Origin of the sequence: Propionivibrio dicarboxylicus (assembly GCF_900099695.1) — a bacterium.
Lineage (GTDB): Bacteria > Pseudomonadota > Gammaproteobacteria > Burkholderiales > Rhodocyclaceae > Propionivibrio > Propionivibrio dicarboxylicus.
Genome location: NZ_FNCY01000018.1, coordinates 56,231 through 78,579, shown reverse-complemented (window position 1 = coordinate 78,579; position 22,349 = coordinate 56,231). Strand labels below are relative to the sequence as shown.

At 59.8% G+C, this 22,349-nt stretch carries 17 protein-coding genes, 1 tRNA gene and 1 pseudogene; 7 read left to right on the top strand and 12 right to left on the bottom strand.

Annotated elements, in window-relative coordinates; all coding sequences use genetic code 11:
* Positions 1-19: 19 nt before the first annotated feature.
* Together BLR25_RS17150 and BLR25_RS17145 are read right to left on the bottom strand one after the other, a co-directional pair.
* Positions 20-526 (bottom strand): RcnB family protein, encoded by a 507-nt coding sequence (locus tag BLR25_RS17150; protein WP_245715595.1) that lies wholly within the window; start codon positions 524-526, stop codon positions 20-22.
* Between the two features lie 154 nt (positions 527-680).
* On the bottom strand, positions 681-3,311 hold the full coding sequence (locus BLR25_RS17145) for a chemotaxis protein CheW (protein ID WP_091939348.1): 2,631 nt from the start codon (positions 3,309-3,311) through the stop codon (positions 681-683).
* A 455-nt stretch (positions 3,312-3,766) separates the two neighbouring features.
* On the opposite strand from BLR25_RS17145, the gene BLR25_RS17140 reads away from it, so the two are divergent.
* The 5 genes from BLR25_RS17140 (at position 3,767) to BLR25_RS17120 (ending at position 12,537) form a co-directional block, all read left to right on the top strand.
* A complete protein-coding gene (locus tag BLR25_RS17140; RefSeq protein WP_091939345.1) occupies positions 3,767-7,333 on the top strand; it encodes a response regulator in 3,567 nt (1,188 codons plus the stop codon).
* A 389-nt stretch (positions 7,334-7,722) separates the two neighbouring features.
* Complete coding sequence (locus BLR25_RS17135; RefSeq protein WP_091939343.1) at positions 7,723-8,748, top strand: amino acid ABC transporter substrate-binding protein; 1,026 nt, start codon at positions 7,723-7,725, stop codon at positions 8,746-8,748.
* A gap of 15 nt (positions 8,749-8,763) precedes the next feature.
* Complete coding sequence (locus tag BLR25_RS17130) at positions 8,764-10,455, top strand: diguanylate cyclase (protein WP_091939341.1); 1,692 nt, start codon at positions 8,764-8,766, stop codon at positions 10,453-10,455.
* Between the two features lie 279 nt (positions 10,456-10,734).
* Positions 10,735-11,334, top strand: a complete 600-nt coding sequence (locus tag BLR25_RS17125; protein ID WP_091939339.1) for a GNAT family acetyltransferase — start codon at positions 10,735-10,737, stop codon at positions 11,332-11,334.
* Between the two features lie 279 nt (positions 11,335-11,613).
* Positions 11,614-12,537 carry an AEC family transporter gene (locus BLR25_RS17120; protein ID WP_091939337.1) on the top strand — a complete coding sequence of 308 codons (924 nt, stop codon included), beginning with the start codon at positions 11,614-11,616 and terminating at the stop codon, positions 12,535-12,537.
* 128 nt (positions 12,538-12,665) lie between these two features.
* On the opposite strand, the pseudogene BLR25_RS17115 reads toward BLR25_RS17120, so the two are convergent.
* The 8 genes and pseudogenes from BLR25_RS17115 to BLR25_RS17080 all read right to left on the bottom strand — a co-directional run.
* Positions 12,666-13,046: pseudogene (locus tag BLR25_RS17115) on the bottom strand (CoA-transferase); the annotation flags it as partial.
* 211 nt (positions 13,047-13,257) lie between these two features.
* Positions 13,258-14,523, bottom strand: coding sequence for a TRAP transporter large permease (locus BLR25_RS17110; RefSeq protein WP_091939333.1), 1,266 nt, complete (start codon positions 14,521-14,523; stop codon positions 13,258-13,260).
* Positions 14,520-15,119 (bottom strand): TRAP transporter small permease, encoded by a 600-nt coding sequence (locus BLR25_RS17105; protein WP_091939331.1) that lies wholly within the window; start codon positions 15,117-15,119, stop codon positions 14,520-14,522. The genes BLR25_RS17110 and BLR25_RS17105 overlap by 4 nt, the downstream gene beginning before the upstream one ends.
* Positions 15,120-15,207: 88 nt before the next feature.
* Positions 15,208-16,197, bottom strand: a complete 990-nt coding sequence (locus BLR25_RS17100) for a TRAP transporter substrate-binding protein (protein WP_091939328.1) — start codon at positions 16,195-16,197, stop codon at positions 15,208-15,210.
* A gap of 106 nt (positions 16,198-16,303) precedes the next feature.
* A complete protein-coding gene (locus tag BLR25_RS17095; RefSeq protein WP_342718659.1) occupies positions 16,304-17,296 on the bottom strand; it encodes an NAD(P)-dependent oxidoreductase in 993 nt (330 codons plus the stop codon).
* Entirely contained in the window at positions 17,230-17,568 is a 339-nt protein-coding gene (locus tag BLR25_RS17090; RefSeq protein WP_091939324.1) for a putative quinol monooxygenase, read from the bottom strand. Before BLR25_RS17090 ends, BLR25_RS17095 begins: the two co-directional genes overlap by 67 nt.
* Positions 17,565-18,920, bottom strand: a complete 1,356-nt coding sequence (locus BLR25_RS17085; RefSeq protein ID WP_091939322.1) for an NAD(P)H-dependent oxidoreductase — start codon at positions 18,918-18,920, stop codon at positions 17,565-17,567. The genes BLR25_RS17090 and BLR25_RS17085 overlap by 4 nt, the downstream gene beginning before the upstream one ends.
* Positions 18,921-19,093: 173 nt before the next feature.
* Positions 19,094-20,011: a LysR substrate-binding domain-containing protein gene (locus BLR25_RS17080; protein ID WP_091939320.1), complete on the bottom strand. Its 918-nt coding sequence runs from the start codon at positions 20,009-20,011 to the stop codon at positions 19,094-19,096.
* 262 nt (positions 20,012-20,273) lie between these two features.
* On the opposite strand from BLR25_RS17080, the gene BLR25_RS17075 reads away from it, so the two are divergent.
* The gene (locus BLR25_RS17075) at positions 20,274-20,753 is read left to right on the top strand and encodes a CBS domain-containing protein (RefSeq protein ID WP_143009903.1); all 480 of its coding nucleotides are present in this window, start codon (positions 20,274-20,276) and stop codon (positions 20,751-20,753) included.
* A 159-nt stretch (positions 20,754-20,912) separates the two neighbouring features.
* Here BLR25_RS17075 and BLR25_RS17070 read toward each other — a convergent pair whose 3' ends face one another.
* Together BLR25_RS17070 and BLR25_RS17065 are read right to left on the bottom strand one after the other, a co-directional pair.
* Positions 20,913-21,497: a phosphatase PAP2 family protein gene (locus tag BLR25_RS17070; RefSeq protein WP_091939315.1), complete on the bottom strand. Its 585-nt coding sequence runs from the start codon at positions 21,495-21,497 to the stop codon at positions 20,913-20,915.
* A gap of 325 nt (positions 21,498-21,822) precedes the next feature.
* Positions 21,823-21,899: transfer RNA gene (locus tag BLR25_RS17065), tRNA-Met, on the bottom strand.
* A gap of 85 nt (positions 21,900-21,984) precedes the next feature.
* Between BLR25_RS17065 and BLR25_RS17060 the strand changes: the two genes are divergently transcribed.
* The gene (locus tag BLR25_RS17060; RefSeq protein ID WP_143009902.1) at positions 21,985-22,344 is read left to right on the top strand and encodes a hypothetical protein; all 360 of its coding nucleotides are present in this window, start codon (positions 21,985-21,987) and stop codon (positions 22,342-22,344) included.
* Positions 22,345-22,349 lie beyond the last annotated feature (5 nt).

The following is a 22,349-nucleotide window of genomic DNA, read 5'->3' as shown; positions in this document are numbered from 1 at the left end:
AGTCCTGGCTGCACGCGCCTCAGCGCAGCAGGTCCTGCATGGCGTCGACCACCATGCTGCTGCCGACGGCGATCATCAGGATATCCCCGGCGACTTGAACATAGCGATGGTTCGGCGGCGGTGGCGGCAGACGGACCCGGAGTTTATGGGGCACGTCGTAAAACTCGACATCCCGGGCAAGCGGCTGGCCGATCTGCCACTTCTTCGCCTGGCCGGGCGGCTGACAGCCATTGCCTTTCTTGGCCAGCCCCGGCGGGCATTTGCCTTTGCCCATCTGGGCGCCGTAGTACTCCCGGGCGATACGACGATCGTCACTGCCGAAACTGAAGGCGATCGCGGCACCGCCGCGACCGTCGTCCGGCGCACGACCTTCCTGACGCCGTTCCTCGTGACGCGGGCCGCCATCCTTGTGTTTTCCCTCGCCGGCCCAACTCGGCTTATCGGCAAGAGCGCTCCCTGCCGTCAGCACCATCGCGACGCCGACGACGGCGGCGCGCAAAAACGAACGATCCTTCATGCGATTCATAACAACTCCTGTCTGCCCTGCGCTGACCCAAACCGGCCCGCCGCATTTGCCCGGGCACTTTCAGGCGCCCCGCATCGCGTGCGCCAGTCGTGAATAACGACCGGCACGCAGCTTGGATGACACTTGCTGTTATCGCTCGCCTTGCGACGCCGCGTCAGGCGCCGCTCCGGCCCGAACCGCCGCCGCATCGTTCGAGGATTTTTTCCGCCGACAGAATCATCAGGATGCGCCGCTCCCGATCGTCTTCGCGGGGCTTGACGATGCTCTCGATCATCGATTGCCCGTCCGCCAGCATGCTCGGGATCGCCTCGATACGCTGCGCGTCGATCTCGGCGACTTCGGCCAAGCGGTCGACGGCGAGGCCGAACATGGCATTGCGGCGCTCCGACCTGAGCACGAGAATCTGCTTGCTCGACGGCAGTCCGTCGTGACGACGGCGGCGCTCAAGCCCGGGCCGCGATGACGTAACCATTTTCGAGATATCGACGACGGTCAACGCCTGCTCTTCGTACATCAGGCAGCCGGCCACGCACTCGGCGGCGCCCGGCACCGGCGTCAGGCGATCGGCATCGACCGCGGCGACGACCGACGTCGGCACGAGGCCATACCAGTTCTGCCCGATATGGAAACTCGCGACATCGGCCGTTTCGACGTTATGCGTCTGCCGCAACAGATAGCCTTCGCCAGCGCCGTCGCTGCCGTAGTTTCGCTTCGGATCGGCCAGGCGATCCGAAAGCGGGGTAAACACCAGCGCGACGATCTCCTTCTGGTACAAGTCGCTGGCCGACTTGTACTCGCGATACCCGGCGCTCTTGCACGACCCGACGGCGTAGTAGGCGCCGGCGTAGGCAATGATGTTGGCGGTCGTCTCGCCCCGTTCGATCGTGAAGAACTCACGCGAGACATCGAGAATGCCGTTGATCGGCAAGTCGGGATTCGTGCTCGAGATGATCCGCCCATCGCTATCGGCGAAGACGGCAAAGGCATTGGGCACCGGCAAGCCGTCTTCCTGGCGTGGCAGCGCATCCGACAGCATCGCCTGGAACTGCGACGTGGCGTCGAAAACGATGGCGATGCCGCCGACCGGTTCGTCGGTGTCGAGCGCACGCACGGCGGCCGAGAACACATAGGTGGCCTGCCCCGCATACAGTGCGCTGACCGAAAATTCCGACACGCAATAACTCTGCGCATTGCGCAGTCCCAGGCAAGGACGCACCCAGCTTTCGCCCAGACAGCTCCCCAACTGATCGTTATACGCGGGATTGGAGACGGCGACGACCTGCCCACCGTTATCGAAAAGAATGAGATTGCTGTAGACCGTATAAAGATCGTTGATGCGCCGCAGCACATCCTTGAGCGCGTTGCGCTGCTCGGGCGAACGCGTACCGGACACCGCCAGTTGCTCGCGGAACAAGCGGGTCAAGGCCCACCAGCGACAGTCGTTGGCGCGCTCATACAGGTTGCGGTCCATGATGTCGATGGCAAGCGCGGCCTGTGCGCCGCAATCGAAGAGCACCGACGAGACGACGGTTTTGTAGAGATTGGTCGTCGATTCACTGAACACGTTGCGCGTCCGCACGCCGGTGCCGCCGATCTCCCGCAGCAGCACCTTGGCAAATTCCGAGTTGTGCGCGTTGTTGTCGCGGGCGAGCCAGATGTTGCCGTTCCAGACGGCCCGGTTGAGCTCCTGCTGGATCGTCGCGGCCTTGACCGGAATCTCCTTGAGCGACGCGCTGAACAGCGTCGCGACATCGAGGACCCCGGCGAGGAAAGGCTCCGGAACGCCTTCGAGTTCGAGCGCTTCGGCCATTTCGAAGGCATGGTTGAGCGGCGCCATGACATGGCCCAGCCAACCGGGACCACGATAGCCCTGATAGGCATTGGCCGCGCGCGTCGTGGCCAGGTATTCGCGCCCGGCGAAGCGGACGACGCGACATTCGTTGTTCGGGACCGGCTCGACCCTGGCATTGACGGGGAACTGGTAGGGATCGCTGCTGGCGATCACGCGACCCGACGGATCGAGCAGCGTGACGACCGTCCAGTCGTCCTCCGACACCAATCCGTTGAAAATACGTTGGCATTCGTCCATGAAGCGGAAGCAAAGGCAAAGTACGCCGACCGGATGACTGCCGTCGGCCGACATCACCCGATACGCATAAATCAGCGGACTGTCCTCGTGCGGCAGCAGATCGGTCGGCCGGAATACCTCGACATAGCCGGCATTGGTGCGCAAGGCCTCTTCCAGCAAGGCGTCGGTCGTCCGGGTCACCGGGTTGCCCGCATCCAGCTGCACCAGGACGTCGCCCTGCGGCGACAGCAAGATGATGTTGTGATAGACCGAATACTTCGCGACGTACTCGGCGAAATGCTCCTTCAGCCGCGCCAGCCAGCCCGGATCGACGGCAACACCGGGATCCGCCTCGACGCTCTCGGCGAACGCGCGGACCTCGTTGTCGGTCGCCAGGAAGCCGATATCGGCCGTGCGTTCGAACAGGTTCCGGACCAGGATGTCGATGGCGACCCGCGCGCACGAACTGAGATTCAGCGTCGCCTTCTTGTAATGCTCGCGCGCCAGCTGATCGAGCAGGACCGACGCCAGCTCGTGAAAGTCGCGGCGCATGCTGGTGATGTCGGTGCCGGCGCCAAGCAGCTGTCCGAGCAGGGTGAGATTGTCATAGACGGCCTGGATCTCTCCCAGCCGTTTCTGGTCCGGCAGCAGCGCGCCCATGAAACGGGCCAGATAATCAAGATTGGCCTGCGAGGAAGACTTGTTGCGTTTTCTCATGTCGAAAAATGGGGCAAAGGGCGTTGGCGGGAAGGCACATCGAATAACGGTCCCATAAGCAACAAGCACGCCAAAACCGATTTTGCTTGCACGGCAATCACTTACAGAAACCGGCGCAGTGCACGCCGGCCGGTGGTGCACCAAAAGAAGCGCCGCCGCACCACTTTGGGCGGCCCCCGGACGAAACGCCGACCCAATTGCGGGAATGGCGTCCGCCACACCAAGCACCACCGCGTCAATTGAATGGCATCGTCACGGCAAATGGACGGCGTTGCGGGATTAGGCCTATTATCTGGTTAGACCGTCGGTGGCTGGCTACACCGGGATGGCTCGCAAGCAAGAAAGGGAAAGGCTGGTTTCTCGATGTCCCTGTTTGCCCCTGGTATCTGCACTGATTATTTGGTGGGCATGTCCGGACGCCGTCGTGGCGCCGATGGACGCGCCCGGGTGCAACCATGACCCCCTCCCGCTCCCGGAGGGGTGGCCCCCGTCTCTGCCGACCTGTCCGCCTGTTTGTCGCCGCCATGCTGGCGGGATTTTTCTGTCAGTTCACGCTCGCCGCCGAAACGAACGCCCAGCCCCCGGGCGGCGCGACCGCACCCTCTGCGCGCAGCGCGCTGCAGGAAGTCAACGGCAAGCGCCTCGCCGGCAAAGCCGTCGTCATTCTTTCCGGCATCCAGTACGGTCTGCCGATCTCCGACGCGCTGATTGCCGCCGCCACCCACAGCCTGCAGGACAAAGGCGTCAGCATCAAGGACATCTACGTCGAATACCTCGACCTCGCCCGCAACATCGAGCCGCGCCGCCGGATGGCGCAGGCCGTCCTGTTGCGCGACAAATTCGCCAAAATTCCGGTGGGATTGCTGATCGTCATGAACCAGGCAGGCCTCGAGTTCCTGGAAAAGGAAGGTCGCGACCTCGTCCCGCCGGACGTGCCTGTCATCCTGTCGATCGTGCAGAAGCCGCAGGGGAAACAGAATCAGGCGCAGCGCGCAATGATGAATGTGGTCGGGCAACCCGACGTCGCCGGAACGCTTCGGCACGGGCTGGCGCTCTTCCCCAGGACGAAGCGCATCGTCGTGGTGACCGGCGCGGGCGACGAGCAAGCGCGCGTCTTCGAACCGGCCGTCGAAGCCCTTGCCGCGATGCCGAATCCGCCGGAACTCGAAGACACCCGCGCCCTGAACTATGACGAAATGCTCCGCCGCGTCGCGTCATTGCCCGCCGACAGCCTGATTCTCCTGGGCTCGTATTTCAAGGATCCGACCGGGCGGAGCTTCGTCCCGGTCGAAGTCGTCGCCGACGTCGCCAAGCAGGCCAACGCGCCGACTCTCGGGCTGTACGACTCGCACGTCCGGCAAGGCCTCACCGGCGGATCGGTGTTGATGACGACGACCTTGGGCCGGCGTCTTGGCGAAATCGGCGCCGATCTGATGGCGAACGCGCACACGCCGGCCGCGGCCGTCAGCGACGCGTCGGTCCCGGCGACGCCGATGTTCGACTGGCTCCAGCTCCGGCGCTGGGAAGCCAGTCTCGACAATCTCCCGCCGGCATCCATGCTCATCAACCAGCCCCGGACACTCTGGCGCGAATACCGAAACGCCGTCATCGGCGCCTCGGCGGCCATCCTGATCCTGTCGGCCCTGGTCGTTGCGCTTGTCATCCAGAACCGGCGCCGTCAGCAGGCCGAGAAGGCGCTGCTCGGCTATCAACAACAGCTTGAGGGAATGGTCGCGGATCGCACGGCGAAGCTCGTCGATGCCACGCAGAAGGCCGAAGCCGCCAATGTTGCCAAGACCGCTTTCCTCGCCAACATGAGCCATGAAATCCGCACGCCGATGAACGCCATCATCGGCATGGCCCATCTGGCGTTGAAGACCGACCTGCTGCCGCGCCAGCGCGACTACATCCTCAAGATCCAGTCCTCCGGCCAGCATCTGCTTGGCATCATCAACGACGTTCTCGACTTCTCCAAGATTGAAGCGCGCGAGATGCGCGTCGAACGGACCGATTTCGAACTCTCGCGGGTGCTCGAAGGCGTCACCGGGCTGGTCGGCGAGAAGGCCGCCGCCAAGGGGCTGGAACTGATTCTCGATGTCGCCGGCGACGTCCCCGAGCACCTGCTCGGCGACCCGCTCCGAATCGGGCAGATACTGATCAACTTCGTCAACAACGCGGTCAAGTTTACCGAGCGCGGCGAAATCACCCTGCGGATTACCGTGATCGAAGCCGACGACCAGGCGGTCCTGCTACGCTTCTCGGTCAAGGACACTGGCATCGGTTTGACGGCCGAACAATGCGGCCGGCTATTCCAGAGTTTTCATCAGGCCGACTCGTCCACCACCCGGCGTTATGGCGGCAGCGGACTCGGCCTGGCGATATCGAAGCATCTGGCGGCGCTGATGGGCGGCGACGTGGGCGTCAGCAGCCAGCCCGGCGTCGGCTCGGAATTCTGGTTCTCGGCCCGACTGGAACGCAGCGCCGCGATCGCGCCCAGCCTGCTCCCCTCGCCCGATCTGCGCGGGCGCAAGGTGCTGGTGGTCGATGACAATGCATCCGCCCGTGAAATCATCAGCGAGATGCTCGACAGCATGACGTTCCAGGTGACTGCGGTCGCCTCCGGGGAGGAAGCGCTCTCGGCCGTCACCCTCGCCGCCGACTCCGGTACGCCCTTCGAGCTGGCCTATGTCGATTGGCAGATGCCCGACCTTGACGGGATCGCGACGGCCCAGGCGATACGCACCCTGCCTGTCGCCAAGACGCCACGGGTGGTGATGATGACCGCCTTCAGCCATGAGGAACTGCAGGAGGCCAGCCGGGACGCCGGCGTCGAGCACATCCTGACCAAGCCGCTCAATGCGTCGATGTTGCTCGATGCCGCGATCCGCGTGCTCGACGGCGCCGCGCCGGTGCCGAATCCGGGCACACACCACGAGACGACGGAGGCGCCCCTGCCGCAGCGCGGCGGTGCCCGCATCCTTCTGGTCGAGGACAACGAACTGAATCAGGAAGTCGCCTCGGAAATGCTGCGCCAGGCCAATTTCGTCGTCGATATCGCCGCCGATGGTCGCCAGGCCCTCGACCGACTGGCGCGCGGGCAATATGACTGCGTGCTGATGGACATGCAGATGCCGGTCATGGACGGCATCGCCGCCACCCGGGCGATCCGCCAGCAGCCGCAATTCGCCGCACTGCCGATTCTGGCGATGACCGCCAATGCGATGAGCAACGATCGCGAACGCTGTCTCGAGGCCGGCATGAACGACCACATCGCCAAACCCATCGCCCCCGAAGAACTCTGGGCCAAACTGCGGCGCTGGATCGCGCCACGCCAGGAGGAAACACCGCCGGTCGGCGCAGACGCGACGGCGGCGGACATTGGTGACGCAGCGCCACCGGAGCCCTCGCCCATCGCGGGGATCGATTTCAGGGTGGGATTGCGCTTCGCCCTGGGGCGCGAGGCCCTCTACAACCGGCTCCTGGACAAGTTTGTCGGCACCCAGAGCGACTTTCGTGCGCAGATCACACGGGCATTGGCGGCAGCCGACTGGATCGGCGCCGCGCGCATCGCCCACACACTCAAGGGCGCTGCCGCCCAGATCGGCGCCATCGACCTGCCCGAACAGGCGGCGAAACTCGAATCGAGCATCGCCCAACTGGAACCCGGCGCGCCCTTGCTGCCCGTGCACCAATTGGTCGACGCCCTTGCCGAACGACTCGGTACGCTGATTGACGCCATCAAGGGCCGCAGCGTCGCAACGGGCGCGGACCCGAACGCGGACATCCCGGAAGACATGACGAAGATTCGCGAGGTGTATTGCCAACTCGCAACGCAGCTCGCCAATGATGATTTCGCTTGCCGGGAGACCTTGCAGGAAAACCGGCGTCTGCTGCGCATCGCGCTTGGCGACCGTTACCCTCTGATCAACAACGCCATCGAATCATTCGACTTCAGCCTTGCCCTCGGATGCCTCACGGAATCGGCCCGGAAGAAGGGGTTCGAACTTGACGACGAACGTTGAGCGTCGCGCACGGATTTTCCTTAAGAATGGGGGAATATTCGGCCGCCACGCCGGCCCCCGCCCGAAACGAGCGACAGTTTCGCGTCACCGAGACAGCAAAGCGAGATCTCCAACGAATGTGTATGCCATAACGAGGGATTACGGCCAGTCTGTTGTCGGCGGCGAAATGGTCAATGGCCAATCTCGGGTAAAATGATCGTTAAATAAATGGCATAGATGTTGTGTTGTATGTAGTGGCCGGTCGAGCGTTAACGAACACAGAGAATTAAAGCTGGGAAGGTCTATTTCAGGGGCTCCGGAGATCGCTGTTTCTTGTCACCGACGATGCGTCTGTTCCAGAAGATATCGGAAGGCATGGAATCTTCGATCGATCGAAAGAGATAACTTTTATGAAGCAGCGTTTTCTGATCATGGTCATAACCGGCCTGCTCAGTGTCGGTGCAACCGGCCTGCAGGCCGGAGAGGTCCTGGACCGGGTGCGGCAGTCGGGCGAGGTCCGGTGCGGGGTTGTCGACGCCAAGCTGCCGGGATTTTCGATTCTTGAGCCCTCCGGCAGATGGAGCGGGTTCTGGGTCGATTTATGCAGGGCGGTCGCGGTGGCGAGCCTGGGAGACCCGGAAGCGGTACGCTTCGTTCCTGCAACCGAAAGTACCCGCGCCGCCGCGCTCCGTGGCAACGCGATCGACGTCATGTCCGCCAACACCACCTGGACCCTGAGTCGCGAGGCAGGGACAGGCATTCGCTTCGCCGGCCCCGTGCTCTACGACGGTCAGGGCTTCCTCACGCACGCCGACACCAAAGCGAAAGACCTCAAGTCGTTCGGTCGTGCCAAGGTATGCGTCCGGGAAGGGACGACAACGCTGCAGAACTTGCAGGAATTGATCAAAGGCGCCTATCCGGATTTGATCCCGGTAACCTTCCAGTCAGCCAAGGGCTTGATGGAAGGCCTCTCGCTCCGGAAATGCGATCTGATGACGGCCGATAGAGCCATTCTGGCAGCCACCCGCCTGTCCAGCGGCGTAAACAAGGACCGTTTCGTCTTCCTGCCCGAGATCGTCTCCAAGGAGCCTCTGGGTCTTACGGTGCGCGATGACGACCCCCAATGGTTCAACATTGTGCACTGGTCGATGCTGGTGATGATCACGGCCGAGGAAAAAGGGATTAGCGCATCGAACGTCGACAGCTTCGCCAACAGCTCCGATCCGGAAATCCGCCGCTTGCTCGGTATCGAGGGCGGACTCGGCGCTGCCCTCGGGCTGAACAAGGAGTGGGCCAAACAGATCATTCGCGCCGTCGGCAATTACGGCGAAGTATTCGATCGCAATATCGGCCCGAAAACCCCGATGGGCTTGGAGCGGGGGCTGAATGCGCTGTGGTCAAAGGGCGGCCTGATGTACGCCCCGCCGGTGCGTTAGGGAACCGGTTGCGGCATGGCTCACAACCGGTTCGGGATCTCCTTCCGCCTGATGGGCGGCCTGCTCGCCGTCGTGGTCTCCGCGACGCTGGCCAGCCTCGGCGGTTTCCTTTCTCTTGATCAAGTGGGCCAGCAATTTGCCTGGACCGCCCGTTCCGAAATCCCCCTGTTGGTGGCCGCGGCACGATTGTCCCAGGAGAGTCAGGGCATTGCCTTCATTGGGCCAGCCTTCGGCAAGGTCGACAACCGCTTTACCCTGGCGACCAAGGTCGGCGAGGCCAACGACAAGCTCGCCTCGCTGGACGTCCTCATTCAGTCGATTGCTTCATTCGGCGCAGACGCCGAGGTGATCGAGAATATTCGCGTCACCGACGACATGCTTCGCCAACATTTCGCAAGATTGGCCGACGTTGTCGGCCAGCGTATCGATGCCGAGACCGAACTGCAGAACCGATGGAACAGGATGCTCAAGCTGGGCGAGGACATTCACGAGCAGGCCGGCGCCCTGCGGAAGACGATCCGGCCTGGGGCGCCCGACTGGCCACTGCTGGTCGCCTGGACCGACGCCGCCACGGCCATCGTGTCGAACACGATTTCCATTTTGAGTTACAGGAACAAGCCGCAGTTGGAACGCCTGGCGACTCGACTGGATGGTTTATGGCAGGAAGCCGACAGCAAATACAAACGCATGACGCCAAATCTGCGGATCCGCCTTGCGCCCGTGCACAAGATTCTCGGCGAGAACGCGGGAGGTCCGCCAAACTTCGCGGAAAGGCGGTTGCAACTCCTCGATGACGAACGAATTGAGAGCGGGATGGTCAGCCAGGCCGAGGTCCTGTCTTCTCGCCTGGTGATTGCCGCAGCCGACCTGTTCGCTGACACGCAAAGCGAAGTCGACGGGCGAAACGCCAGGGTGACGGCAGTCATCGAATGGACATCCAGATTGCTGGCCGGCACCGTCGCTCTTACGCTCGGTGTATCGCTTTTCATGCTGCTTTACATCAACCGAAGCGTCATCAGAAGGCTCACCGCGCTTCGCACCGCCATGACCGATCACGCGCAAGGCCGAGGGGGTGACATCGACATCGCCGATCGTGACGAAATCGGAGAGATGTCAAGAGCATTGAGCTACTTCGTCGGGGTGATAAAAGACCGGGAAGACAAGTTGCACGCCATCAACGCCGATCTCTCCCTGGCACATCACAATCTCGAGAGGATTGCGATCACCGACCGGCTGACCGGACTGTTCAACAGAACCAAGCTCGATGAAGTCTTCACGAACGAATTGGCCAGGGCCGAACGATACGGCGAGTCCGTAGCCATCATCATGGCGGACGTCGACAAATTCAAATCGGTCAATGACACCTTCGGCCACCAGGTCGGGGATAGCGTGCTTATTGAATTCGCCGCAATCTTGCGCAATTTGGTACGCGACACGGATACGCCGGGGCGGTGGGGCGGCGAGGAATTCCTGGTCATCTGTTCGCACGCCGATCTCAATGGCGCCCACATTCTGGCCGAACGCATCAGGGCGGCCGTCGCAGGACACTCCTTCCCGGTAATTGGCCAAAAAACCTGCAGCTTCGGGGTTGCCAGCTATCGGCCGGGAGATACGGCAGAAACCCTGGTAAGCCGCGCGGATGCGGCGCTCTATGAGGCCAAGCAGAACGGCCGCGATCGTGTCGCGCTGGAACGAGAGGCGAGTTGACTCGCATTTCTCGTGCCGAGGCGAGAAGGAACGGTCTGGCAACAGCGCATATGCCGAGCCGTGCCTGAATGCAATACCTGAAAGTCATCTCGCCGGTCTCGACGAAAACTTATTTGGCGCCTTGGATCAGAGCGCAATCTCACGGGCGCTTTGGCTACGACATGCATTGGGCGTTCTTGCGTTTTCATGCGTGGCCAGTCTTGCCCCGATGCACAGCGAGCGCCAGGAAGCCGATTGTCGTGCACAATGATCGTCCATTGATAAAGGCAGATTGCGATAATGAAAATCACCGTTGCAAGCGCCAGGGACGTTGATGACGTCCTGGTACTCCAGAAGAAATACCACGTCAATTCCGTCAGTGATGAGGATAGATCGAGTGGTTTTGTGACAACCCTGTTTACCAAGGAGCAACTCACCGCCTTGATCTTGGGCGAGGAGGGGCTGTTCATCGTTCGCAAGGACGGTGCGTTGGTCGCCTACGCGATGGCAGCTTCATGGTCCTTCTGGTCACAGTGGCCGATGTTCGCGCACATGATCGGGAACCTGCACACGCTTGAGTTTCTCGGCCGGCAATTAAGCATGGACAACTCATATCAATACGGCCCGGTGTGCATAGACAAATCGGTGCGAGGAACCGGTGTTCTTGAGATGCTATTTGATTTTTCCAGAGCGAAAATGGCCGAGAGATACCCGATCCTGGTCACTTTCATCAACAAGATCAACACTCGCTCGTTTGCCGCCCATACGCGGAAACTGAACCTTCAGGTCATTCAGGAATTTGAATTCAACAATAACCAATACTATGAATTGGCCTATGACACGTCAGTCCCCGTGATGTATCGGTTGCTCCGCGAGTCACCCCCCTCCTCCGCCGAGTAGACCGCTCATCGCTTGAGGAATCACTTTGCCCCCGACACGTCGGCTTGAGCCGAACGCCGCGCCCCGGCCTTTTGACCCTAGGACGGTGGCGTCAATGCGTGAAGAAAATCGGGAACGCCCTCAAGAACGATCATGACGATTTAACAAAGCCATTCAGAGAGACAATGCCCATTCCCGGCGTCAGAAAGCATCGACCCACCGGTTACGGGCAACACCGGCAATCGAAACAGTTCTTGCAAAAAGCATCGCAGGACAAGCGATAGAACCAAAGGAATTTTCATGCTTGTTGTACTCAGTTTCATCTTCCTGAAAATAATGGTCCCCCTCTTTGTTCTGATCGGGATCGGATTTGTCGCCCAGAAAGCGATGAAGATGGACGCAAGAACATTTGCCCGCATGACAGTTTATGTTCTGGTTCCCGCCGTCATGTTCATTAAAATGTATTCGGCGAAAGTCGATTTGCATTTCTTTGCCACGATCATTCTGTTCGTAACCGTCATTCAGATACTGATGTTCATCATCGGCGAAATCTCCGCCAGGATGCTGGGTTACTCGCGTAGCAAGCGCAAGGCATTCAGCAACGCGCTCACGTTTTTCAACAGCGGAAACTATGGCCTCCCCCTTGCCGATCTGATTTTCAAGTCAAGCCCGATCGCCGCCTCGGTTCAGGTTTTCATCATGATGCTGCAAAACACGACCGGCAACACGGTCGGCGTGCTTCAGGCCAGTTCGGCAAACTCGAGTTACAGGAAGGCACTTCGGCATGTTTTTACCATGCCCTCTTTTTACGTGCTGTTGCTGATTATTCCGATCAACTATTTCGGCATTTCAATCCCGGAACCCGTGCTCGTTCCCTTGAAATACCTTGCTGACGGATTTATCGCGCTGGCACTCATTACGCTTGGAGTACAACTGGCGGACATCAAGTGTTCCTATAAGATCAACGATGTTCTATTGCCGTGTTTCATACGCCTCGTGGTCTCCCCGATTCTTGGATTCCTGCTGACCTTGTTGCTCGGAATCAAGGGAGAGCTGGCGCAGGCATTGATCATCGGGGTGTCGACGCCCTCGGCCATCAACACGGCAATCCTGGCGCGCGAGTTCAACAACGAACCCGATTACGCCGCCAAGATCGTCTTCTATTCGACCTTGCTCAGTGGGCTGAGCATGTCGTTCGTCATCTACTGCCTCCAGTTCATGTAAGAAACCGGCGCATCGCCCGATTACGCCGGAGCTTCTTGTGCAAGGGATCGAGTGCGATCGCAGCAAGCCCGCCGTCGCGCTTTATCTGCCAGCAATTTCAAAGATCTCCCGCGAGTTCCCCAGGAGATTCAAAGCACCCGGCCCGGCACTTTCATTTCCTGACACTGCGGGCTGACGATGAATTCGGCCTCAGTCCTGGCACGGATTTCATCGAGGCGGACGCCTGGAGCGACTTCGACCAGGACGAGCTTGCCGTCGATAAAGCGGAAGAACGCGAGTTCGGTGGCGATCGCACTGACTTTCCTCGCCGCCGTCAGCGGCAAATCACAGCGTTTCAGGATCCTGGCCCCGCCGTCCTTCGTCGCGTGTTCCATGGCGACGATGACGTGCCTGGCGCCGGTCACCAGATCCATCGCACCGCCCATGCCGGGAACCCTCTTGCCAGGCACCATCCAGTTGGCCAGATTGCCTTCCTGGTCGACCTGCAAACCTCCCAGCACGGTGACATCAACAGGTCCGCCACCAACCCGGCAGCGTTCATTAGAACTTTGGCCCCCTCAGGTCACCACCGGCAGCAATGGCCGACAGACTGAATATCCATCACGCATTACCATCCCATCCGGCCCGTTGCCTTTCCCGCTTCAACTTTGAAAAAAGAGCTCACCGCCAGACATCGGTCACGTATTACGGCCTGTATCTGGCGGTGAGTTGTGGGGAAAGCTATTTGTAATAGATCGTCAGTGCCGGAACATAGCTCATCATGCCAAGCACAAGCAGTCCAACAGCGTAGAACGGAAGCAGTTCCTTCACTGTTTGGCCGATGCTTGACTTCGCCAGCATGCTGCCGATAAACAAGGTAGTCCCTACGGGCGGCGTGTAGAGGCCGATGGCCAGATTGACGACCATGATGATGCCAAGCTGGATCAAGTCGATCTGGAAGGTCTGCGCGAGCGGAACGAACAGCGGGCCGAGCAGCAGGATCGCTGCCGGCAGATCGACGAACATTCCGGCCGCAAGCATCATCAGGTTCATCATCATGATGACGGAAGCCTGGGTGTCAAAGCTGCCTTTTGCCCATTCGATAAACCGTTCCGGCACCTGTTCGAGCGTGAGCACCCAGCCGGCGGCCATGGACCCCATGATCAGCAGGAGTACGACGCCGGTGGCGACGCCGCCGAAGACGATGGACCTTCTGACTCTTTCCCAGGTCAGGTCACGATAGAGAAACGCGGATACCAGAAGGGAATAGGACACCGCGATTGTGCTGATCTCGGTCGGCGTGGCAACTCCGAAACGCAATGCGACAAGAATGAATACGGGAAGCAACAGAGCCGGCATGGCATAAAGCCCTCGACTCGCCATGACTCGCCATTCGATCGGATTCTTCTCGTACGGAAAGCCGCGCATGCGGGCACTGATGTTGCACACCGCAAGGAAGCCGCCGGCCAGAAGCAGTCCCGGCAAAATGCCCGCGACAAACAGCGCGCCGATGGAGGCGTTCGAGACCAGCGAGTACAAGATCATGGGAATCGACGGCGGGATCAAGATATCGATGGTCGAGGCTGCCGCCATGGTGGCGCCGCAAAAGGCCGCGGGATACCCCATTTTCTTCTGCCATGGAATCAACACCGAGCCCAGCGCCGTCGCATCCGCGACCGCCGATCCGGAGACGCCGCCAAACAAGGTCGTGCCGAGCACGCTGACCTGGGCATGACCGCCACGGAAGCGCCCGACCAGGTCAGTGGCAAAATCGATCAGGTAGGTACCCAGTTTGCCGGTCATCATCAGTTCGCCCGCCATGACGAAGAACGGGATGGCAATCAGCGGAAAGCTCTGGGTCGGTGAAAACAACTGCTGGATGACTGCGAAGAGCGGGAGTTTCCCGCCCCAGAGAATACCGGCGGTTGATCCGATCACCAACCCGTGCGCGACCGGGAAGGAAAGAAAGAGAAGAAGTCCGAAGACTATGACGATGACTAGACTCATACGACCCCCGGACCTGCGTCGGCGAAGTTGACAACGACGGGCTCATTTCCAAACGTATGACGGACGATCGCCGTCAGGCTGCAGATACCGACGAACGCCAGTCCGACGGTAAGGCAGCCATAGCCGAAGCTGCCGGGGACTTCCAGAATCGTGCTGAGCTCGTCATGGGCGATGATGGCGTTGCGGAAGGCGAAGGTCGAAAGATACAGATAGGCCGAGGCGGTAACAGTGTGGATCAGTACGATCAGTCGCAGCTTCCAGGCGCCATTGAGTGCGTTGAGAAGAATCTGGGTAGCAACGTGGGCGCCGGTGCGCGCCGCCTCGACGATCCCCGCCGTGACGAAGACCGGGAATATCAGCGCGGACAACTCCGCACCGGAATCGATGCTGCCCAGCTCTGAATAGCGCAGGACCACCACGGCCATCAGAATCACGAGCAGCGCAAGTCCGGTCGCCAACAGGACGAATTGACAGAATTGCCCGATGACCTTCTCGAGTCGGTGCGCGAGCAGGACGATGGCAGGCAGGTCTTTTGGCGGTGAAGACAGTGCGACCGGGGGAAGATCGCGGGAACACTCTTGGGATGCGTTTGACATTGGACTCGAACCTCATCAACGTGTTGGAGTGGGTTTTGTTGTCATATGCAGAAGCATCGGCGCCGTGTCACGGCGCCGATGCCGTACGTCACTTCGAGGCGGCCCGCAAAGTCTTCACGAAAGCGCCAAACGGCTTTTTCTCCCAGTTATCCCACACGGATTGCGTCGCCGCTTTGAAAAGCGACTGATCGGCAACACTGATCTGAAGCGACGGCATCTTCTTGTACTCCGCCAGCAGCTTCTCGTCGGCGGCAACCATCAGGCCGCGTTGGAAGACTGCCGATTCCTGGGCAGCATCCTTGACGATCTTCCGTTCCTCGGCCGAAAGACGATTCCAGGTGATTGCGCTCATGACGAACGGCGTGGACTCGTACTTGTGGTTGGTGATGGAGATGTATTTCTGGACCTCATGCAACTTGCCGGCATGAATATTCGCCAACGGATTTTCCTGCCCGTCGACGACGCCCTGCTGCAGCGCGATATAGAGTTCGCTGAAATTGATCTGTTGCGTGCTGGCGCCCATGGCCTGGAACATATCCACCGTGGATGGATCCGGCGGCGTACGCAATTTGATGCCCTTGAGATCTTCCGGCTTGGTGACAGGGCGTTTGTTGTTGGTGATCTGCCGGATGCCATTGTCCATCCATGCCAAAAGAATCAACCCCTTGGGTTCGAGTTTTTTCCCGAGCTCCTGCCCGATCGGACCATCGAGAATCTCCCAGGCCTTCGCCTGCGTCGAGAACAGATACGGGAGACCGAGTGCCGAGAGTTCCGGAAGAACAGACGAAATCGGACCTTGCGAATTGATGCTCATATCCAGGGTACCGGTTCTCAATGCTGAGAGCATCGTTAGGTCGTCACCCAATTGAGATGCACCCGCCACCTGGATGGTCATCTTGCCGCCACTTTTTTCCTTGACGAGATCGGCGAATTTCAAAGCGGCGATCGCCCGTGGATTTTCCGGGGCAACCGCGTGGGCCAGTACCAGCTTCATCGGCGTCTGGGCAATCGCCGGGGAAGTCACAGCAAACACGCCTGCGGCAACGGTTACGGCGAGCCATTTGAACGGGGTCTTCATGCTTCATCTCCTAATGAATGATTAAGCCTTCCTGATTGGCAAGCGGGCTGCTGCCCCTGCCTGACTGCTCGTGAAAAAAACTGCAGTAACTGCATTTGCTCTTGTTTTATTCTTTCGACATCGCCGGCGCAGCCGATACCGGTTGCCGACGTCTGAGTTCCAGCAATATGGCGCTATGGTCGAGGTCTCCATCGCCATGCGCGACCATGTCGGCAAACAGTCGATCGACCAGATTCAGGATCGGCAGATCGAGGTTCATGCCTTTGGCAAGATCGATGGCCGTGGCGGTATCCTTGATCTGGTATTTGGCCGGGCCGCCGGGCACGAAATTTCCCTCGATCATGCGCAACCCATGCTGGCGAAGTATCGTCGAGTCGGCAAAACCGCCGAGCAAGGCTTCGCGCACTTTGGCCGGGTCGGCGCCGCCGCGCTCGGCGAGCAACAGTGCTTCGGCGACAGCAGCGATGGTGCTGGCAACCATCATCTGATTGACGAGCTTCGACAATTGGCCGGTACCGTTCGGACCGATCCGCACCGGGCGCCCCATGATTTCCAGCACCGGACGGGCACGCTCGACGACGTCCGGATCGCCTCCGGCCATGATCGCCAAGGTACCGGCCTCGGCGCCCTTCTCCCCGCCGGAAACCGGCGCATCGATGTAGCGGATGCCGCGCGCATCGGCTTCACGGGCATGGCGCGTGGCCGTATCGACAGGAATCGAACTCATGACGATCAGCGTCGCGCCCGGCCTCATGGCCGCCATGACGCCATTGGGACCGAGCAGGATGTCATCGCAGACCGGGCCGGAGCTGAGCATGCAAATGACAAAGTCGGCAGCATCGGCAACATCGACAGCCACGCGCTCGACGCCTGCACCGAAAGCGGCGAGCCGCCCGGCTTTGTCCGGAGTACGGTTCCAGACGCGTATCGGGTAGCCGTTTTCGGCGAGACGGCGTGCCATGTGATACCCCATGATGCCGATGCCGACAAAGCCGATCATTGCTTTTGCCATCTTTCCTCCAGGGCGCTTGGCTAGGTGGCGGAATGACCGCGCGAACCCAGGCGAAGCGGTCTTTCTGCCACGATCATTTTTTTGAATGCTTTCTTGAAGCGGGCAAGATGGCTGGTCTGCCGATGCTCGTCGAAAGCGCCGATGCCGTCATAAACCTCGTAGAACAAAATGGCCGAAGGCGAGGATTCGATGCGGACGACATCGAACTGCCAGCAACCGGATTCGCTTTCGATGCATTCGTCGGCAAAGCCTTGCGCCAGGGCAATGAAATCGCATAACCGGTCCGGAATCACTTCGAACTCGGCGATCACCACATAGCCGGCCCCGAGGGGCCGGCATTCCAGGGCATCGGCATTCATTTTCCGGACATCTGCGCGCAGGCCGAAGCTTCCATTTCCTTGCGCAGGGCCAGCACATCGAGGTCGCGCTCGATGATGACGTCGTCAAACGTGACGATCGCATCGCGAGCGACAGGCCGGATGAGCTTGACGTTCTGCGCGAGGCCGATCGGCAGCCCGCCGACGGCAAGACTCTTGCGCGCCGGAATGGCGTTCGCCCAGACGGCGTAGCCGCCTTCGCCGTCGAGGATCTCGCCGGGCTTCAGGTCACGCTTCGCGGTGGCCACCGCGTCGCCGCGGAATTCCTTCGAGCATCCGGTCGGCTCGTTGCGCAACACCGCCGACAGGATGCTGATGGCCGTTTCGAGGCCAATCATATGGAACGGGCGCCACATTGACCCATAGTTTCCGGACGGATCGATCAGCAATCCGTATTGCTTGAAGCATGCCTTGGTGTATTCGTTCGGCGCCTTGAACGTGACGAATACGCCGTAGCGGATGTTGTTCAGGACTTCACGCCCATCCGGTTCCTGACTGGCGGCGATATCGACCAGGCCGGCGCGGGGCAAACGCCCGCCGTCGCTGACGGGGCGGAAGACCTTGGCGAGGTCGTGCAGACCGGCGGGCGGGAATGCCAGACCGTCATCCGGGCAGTCGAGTCCAGTGCCATTGGCAACAGCCACCATCTCGATTGCCGCCTTGGTGCCGTCGGTGAAGGAGTTGTACATCTTCGGATTGAAATCGCCCTTGGCGACTTCTTCTTCGGTCCAGCCAAAGAACCCCCATACCGTATCCGGCGTCGAATAGCGGTAACGCGGTTCGAAGTTCATCCCCTTGCCGGCCGAAGTGAGTTCGAACCCGCAGGCGCGGGCCCAGTCCACCAGTTCGCAGATAATCGCCGGTTGATCGCCGTAAGCCATGCTGTACACGAGGTTCTTTGCCTTGGCTTTGGCGGCAAGCAAGGGACCGCACATGCAGTCGGCTTCAACGTTGACCATGATGACGTGCTTGTCGCCGTCGATCGCAGCCAGCGCGTGGCGCACGCCGGCGATCGGATGCCCGGTCGCTTCGACGATACATTCAATCTCTTCACATTCGGCCAGCGCAGCGGCGCTGTCGAGAACGCAGGTTTTTCCGGTCTTCAGCGCCTCGCCGAGCGTCGGCGCACTATAGCGATCTGCCGGCCAGCCTACGCGCGCCAGGGACGCCCGTGCCTTGGCGGTATCGAGATCGGCGACCCCGACGATGTGCATGCCTTGAATGTGTTGGGCTTGGCTCAGGATCATCGATCCGAACTTGCCTGCGCCGATCAGCCCAACCCGGACGGGACGCCCTGCGGCAGCACGTGCTGCCAGCATGGTGTAGAGATTCATTAGCCTTCCTTCCCAAATGTGCGTTCATTAGGCCGTTGTCCGTGTGCGTTTCCGCCTGACAGCCCGGACAACGTTCTCGAAGAAACCGCAAGCGGAGCGACTTCTGGGAAACGATTCTATGAATCGCCTGTTTTTGGCACAAAGGAGTTTTCTGGGAAGATTGTTTAGCTCTACTAAACTGTCGTCGGGAGTCCGAGGGCGCCGATCTGGTCCTGCCAGTCCTGCTTTTCGACGCGGAGCCAATCGATAAAGGTTTTGACCTTGCGTTTGTTCAAGTGCTCCAGCGGGCAAACGATCCACTGCGTCGTGAGTTTTATCGGTGGCGGTGCCTCGACCGGACAAATCAGGGTACCGGCACACAGTTCCCGCCACATCATGAGCGTGCTTTCGAGCGCAATTCCCATCCCTTCGGCCGCGGCATCGACTGACATGTGACTGCGATCGAAAAGGACGCGGCGCGACTCCTCCGCCGGAGGGACGCCGGCAAGCGAAAACCACTGCGGCCATTGAACTTGCGACTTGAAGGAATAGATCAGGCGATGACGGCTGACGTCGGCGGCCGTCATGCTGCCGGAGGCCGCCAGCGAGGGCGAGCAGACCGGCAGAAAGGATTCTTCGGCGAGTCCCTCGACGAAGAGCCCCGGCCAGCGGCCCTCGCCGTGACGGATCTCGATATCGACGGCCTCACGCGAAAAATCGGTGGGTTCATTGGTGCCATTCAGACGCAGTTCGACATCGGGATTGGCGTCAAGAAAGCGGCCCAGGCGCGGGCGCAGCCACTTCGTCGCCAGCGACGGGGTGGAGCGAACGACCAGTACAGAGCGGGAGCGAAAGCCTCGGATGCGTTGCGTCGCTTCTGAAATGCGCTCTACTTCGTCGGCGATCATCTCAAAATAGCGTTCGCCGGCCTCCGTCAGGACAATGCCTCGCCCCGCCTTGGTCAGCAAGGTCGTTCCCAGATGCGCCTCGAGGTTCTGGATTTGCTGGCTGACCGCCGACGTTGTCACGAACAACTCATCTGCCGCCTTCGTCAGACTCCCGTTGCGGGCAACGGCATGGAAAACGGCAATCGCGCGAAACGGCAGAGACATCCCCTCTCCTTTCTATTCGTTCAAGCGAAAAAGAGTAGCGCATTCCGTTGCTTTCGTCCGCGTTTCGTGTGGCCTAACGGTGTTCAATCCGTGCCGAGAACAATTTCCGCTTAAGACCAAAAGCATAAAAACAACGCGCGATCAAACGCGCAGCAGCTTGGCGTGACCGAAGCCATCGAGCCAGATCACCGAGGGATAGGCAAATCGAGCAGAACAATCCCGGCACGAGTGCTGTCTGATGCGCATACGGCAGGAGACGATCATGGGACATCCCCGGCATCCGCGCATTGAATCATTGACGGTCGGCAATCTGCTGGCGGAAGAAGTCCGGCCTGAAGCGTTTGTCGCGCCGGAGATGCGGATCGCGGACGTTCTGGCCCGGATGGCGCAACACCGCATCGACGCATTGGCGGTGTGGGACGGTACGGCGGTGCGGGGCGTGTTTTCGGGTCAAACATGGGTGCAGGGATGTGTGACCGGTGTAAGCCCAGGCGACTCAGTGTCCGCCGCCATGTTGGCGCGCCCGCTTTCCGTTGCGCCCGGAGAGGCGGTCAGTACCTGCCTGTCGCTGATGCAAACACAGGGGTGCCAATATCTCGCCGTAATTGATGTGGGCCGTTGGGTGGGCTTGCTTTCGGTCGAGGAGCTGCAAGCCGCGCTGCTCCGGCATTACGAAAGCATTTTCCGCGAACAGGAACTGGATCAGAAAATCATGTTCATGCAGGGAACCTATAGCTGCTGACGGGGAAGCTTACAAAAACACCCAGCGTTTGAGAGAAAGTCCTCGCTGGCAATTAGCCGACGGACGCAATGTTGCGAGCGGCAAGCGCCTGACCTGCTCTTTTCTAACGAAATCCGGCCAAGTACTTTTTGTTGGACGCGGGCGGATTTCACTCAATGATCACCACGTTGAACTGACTTGCGCGTATGCAGATTTCTGACCGAATAGAACACTAAATTTTGTTTTTTCGTTGGTATCGGTAAAGTAATAGCTTGTACCAATCCCGAGTGCCGCGCCGGCTACTACATCCTTCCAACGATGCTCATTTGAGTGGACGCGACTGTATCCAACCGCTGTCGCAGCGATATAAGCCGGAACACCAAACTCCCACCCGCCTTTCATTTGCATAAATTGCGCAGCGGAGAATGCAACTGCTGCATGTTCGGACGGAAAACTCTTGTTGTCGCTGCCATTTGGCCGCGTCTCGTGAACCGTATGCTTGAGGGCTTGGGAAGCGAGGATCGTTGCCGCCTCAGATTTCATTAACTGGAAGAAACCAGAAGCGTCATCTTGCGCAACAGATATGCCAGCGGCAACCACAGGCAGTCCCACTGAGAGAACACTTCCAGCAGTCTTTAACCCTCCGTCCGCCACCGATACACCAGGCAAAGTAGAAAGCCCCACTAAAACAAGCGCTACACAAGAGAATCGCAAGAACATATAGAAGTCACTCAAGAATGGAATAACGGAAGGACGTTGATGCATTAAGTTTTAGCTTTCCGACAACGGCTTACTGTCTCTGGGAGAAAAAGGACAAATACTAGCGCCTTGTCATGACATCGTCGATACCATCGGTATGTTCACGATGTCAGAAAAACATTCAAAGCATCGAACAGAGGGGGAATAAGAGAGCGCCCCGAACCATTCAAATACCAAAGTCCTGCCCTCGATCCGCAAGACCGGCGGGTATCGCCAATTTTGTCTGCCTCGCGTCACTTCGCGTTGGTTCGCAAAACCTACACCTTGCCTACACGAACGCAAGAAAGCAAAAAGGCCAACCCAACGGGTCGGCCTAAGTGCTTGAATATACTGGTGGTGATGGGCAGAATTGAACTGCCGACCTATGGGTTATGAATCCATCGCTCTAACCGACTGAGCTACATCACCACGAAGGGCGCGAATTATACGAGCAGCAACCGGGTTCGGTCAAGCCCACAAAAACAGGTGGCTTGACTATAATACGGCGATGCCATTGTCCGCCACGCTCATTGCTTCGATCGTCAGCGCCGTCCTCGAAGCGGCGTCGCTCAGCGCGACTACGCCAACCCGGAGTCCGCAGCAGTACGAAAGCTATGTGATGAAGCGCAAGCTTCCTCCCGAAGCAAAGCTCGGCGTCATGGCACCGCCGGCCGGAAACGGCCGGATCGTCATCAATGGAACAGACCTCGCGCTTTCGCCAGTGGCACAATTCCGGAATTCGCAGAATCTGATCGTCCAGCCCATGACACTGCAGGAAAACCAAACCGTCGTTTACATCAACGATCCCTTCGGCGCGGTCTTCCGCGTCTGGATGGTCAGCCAGGCCGAGCTATCGGCGCTTCAACAGAACTGAACCTT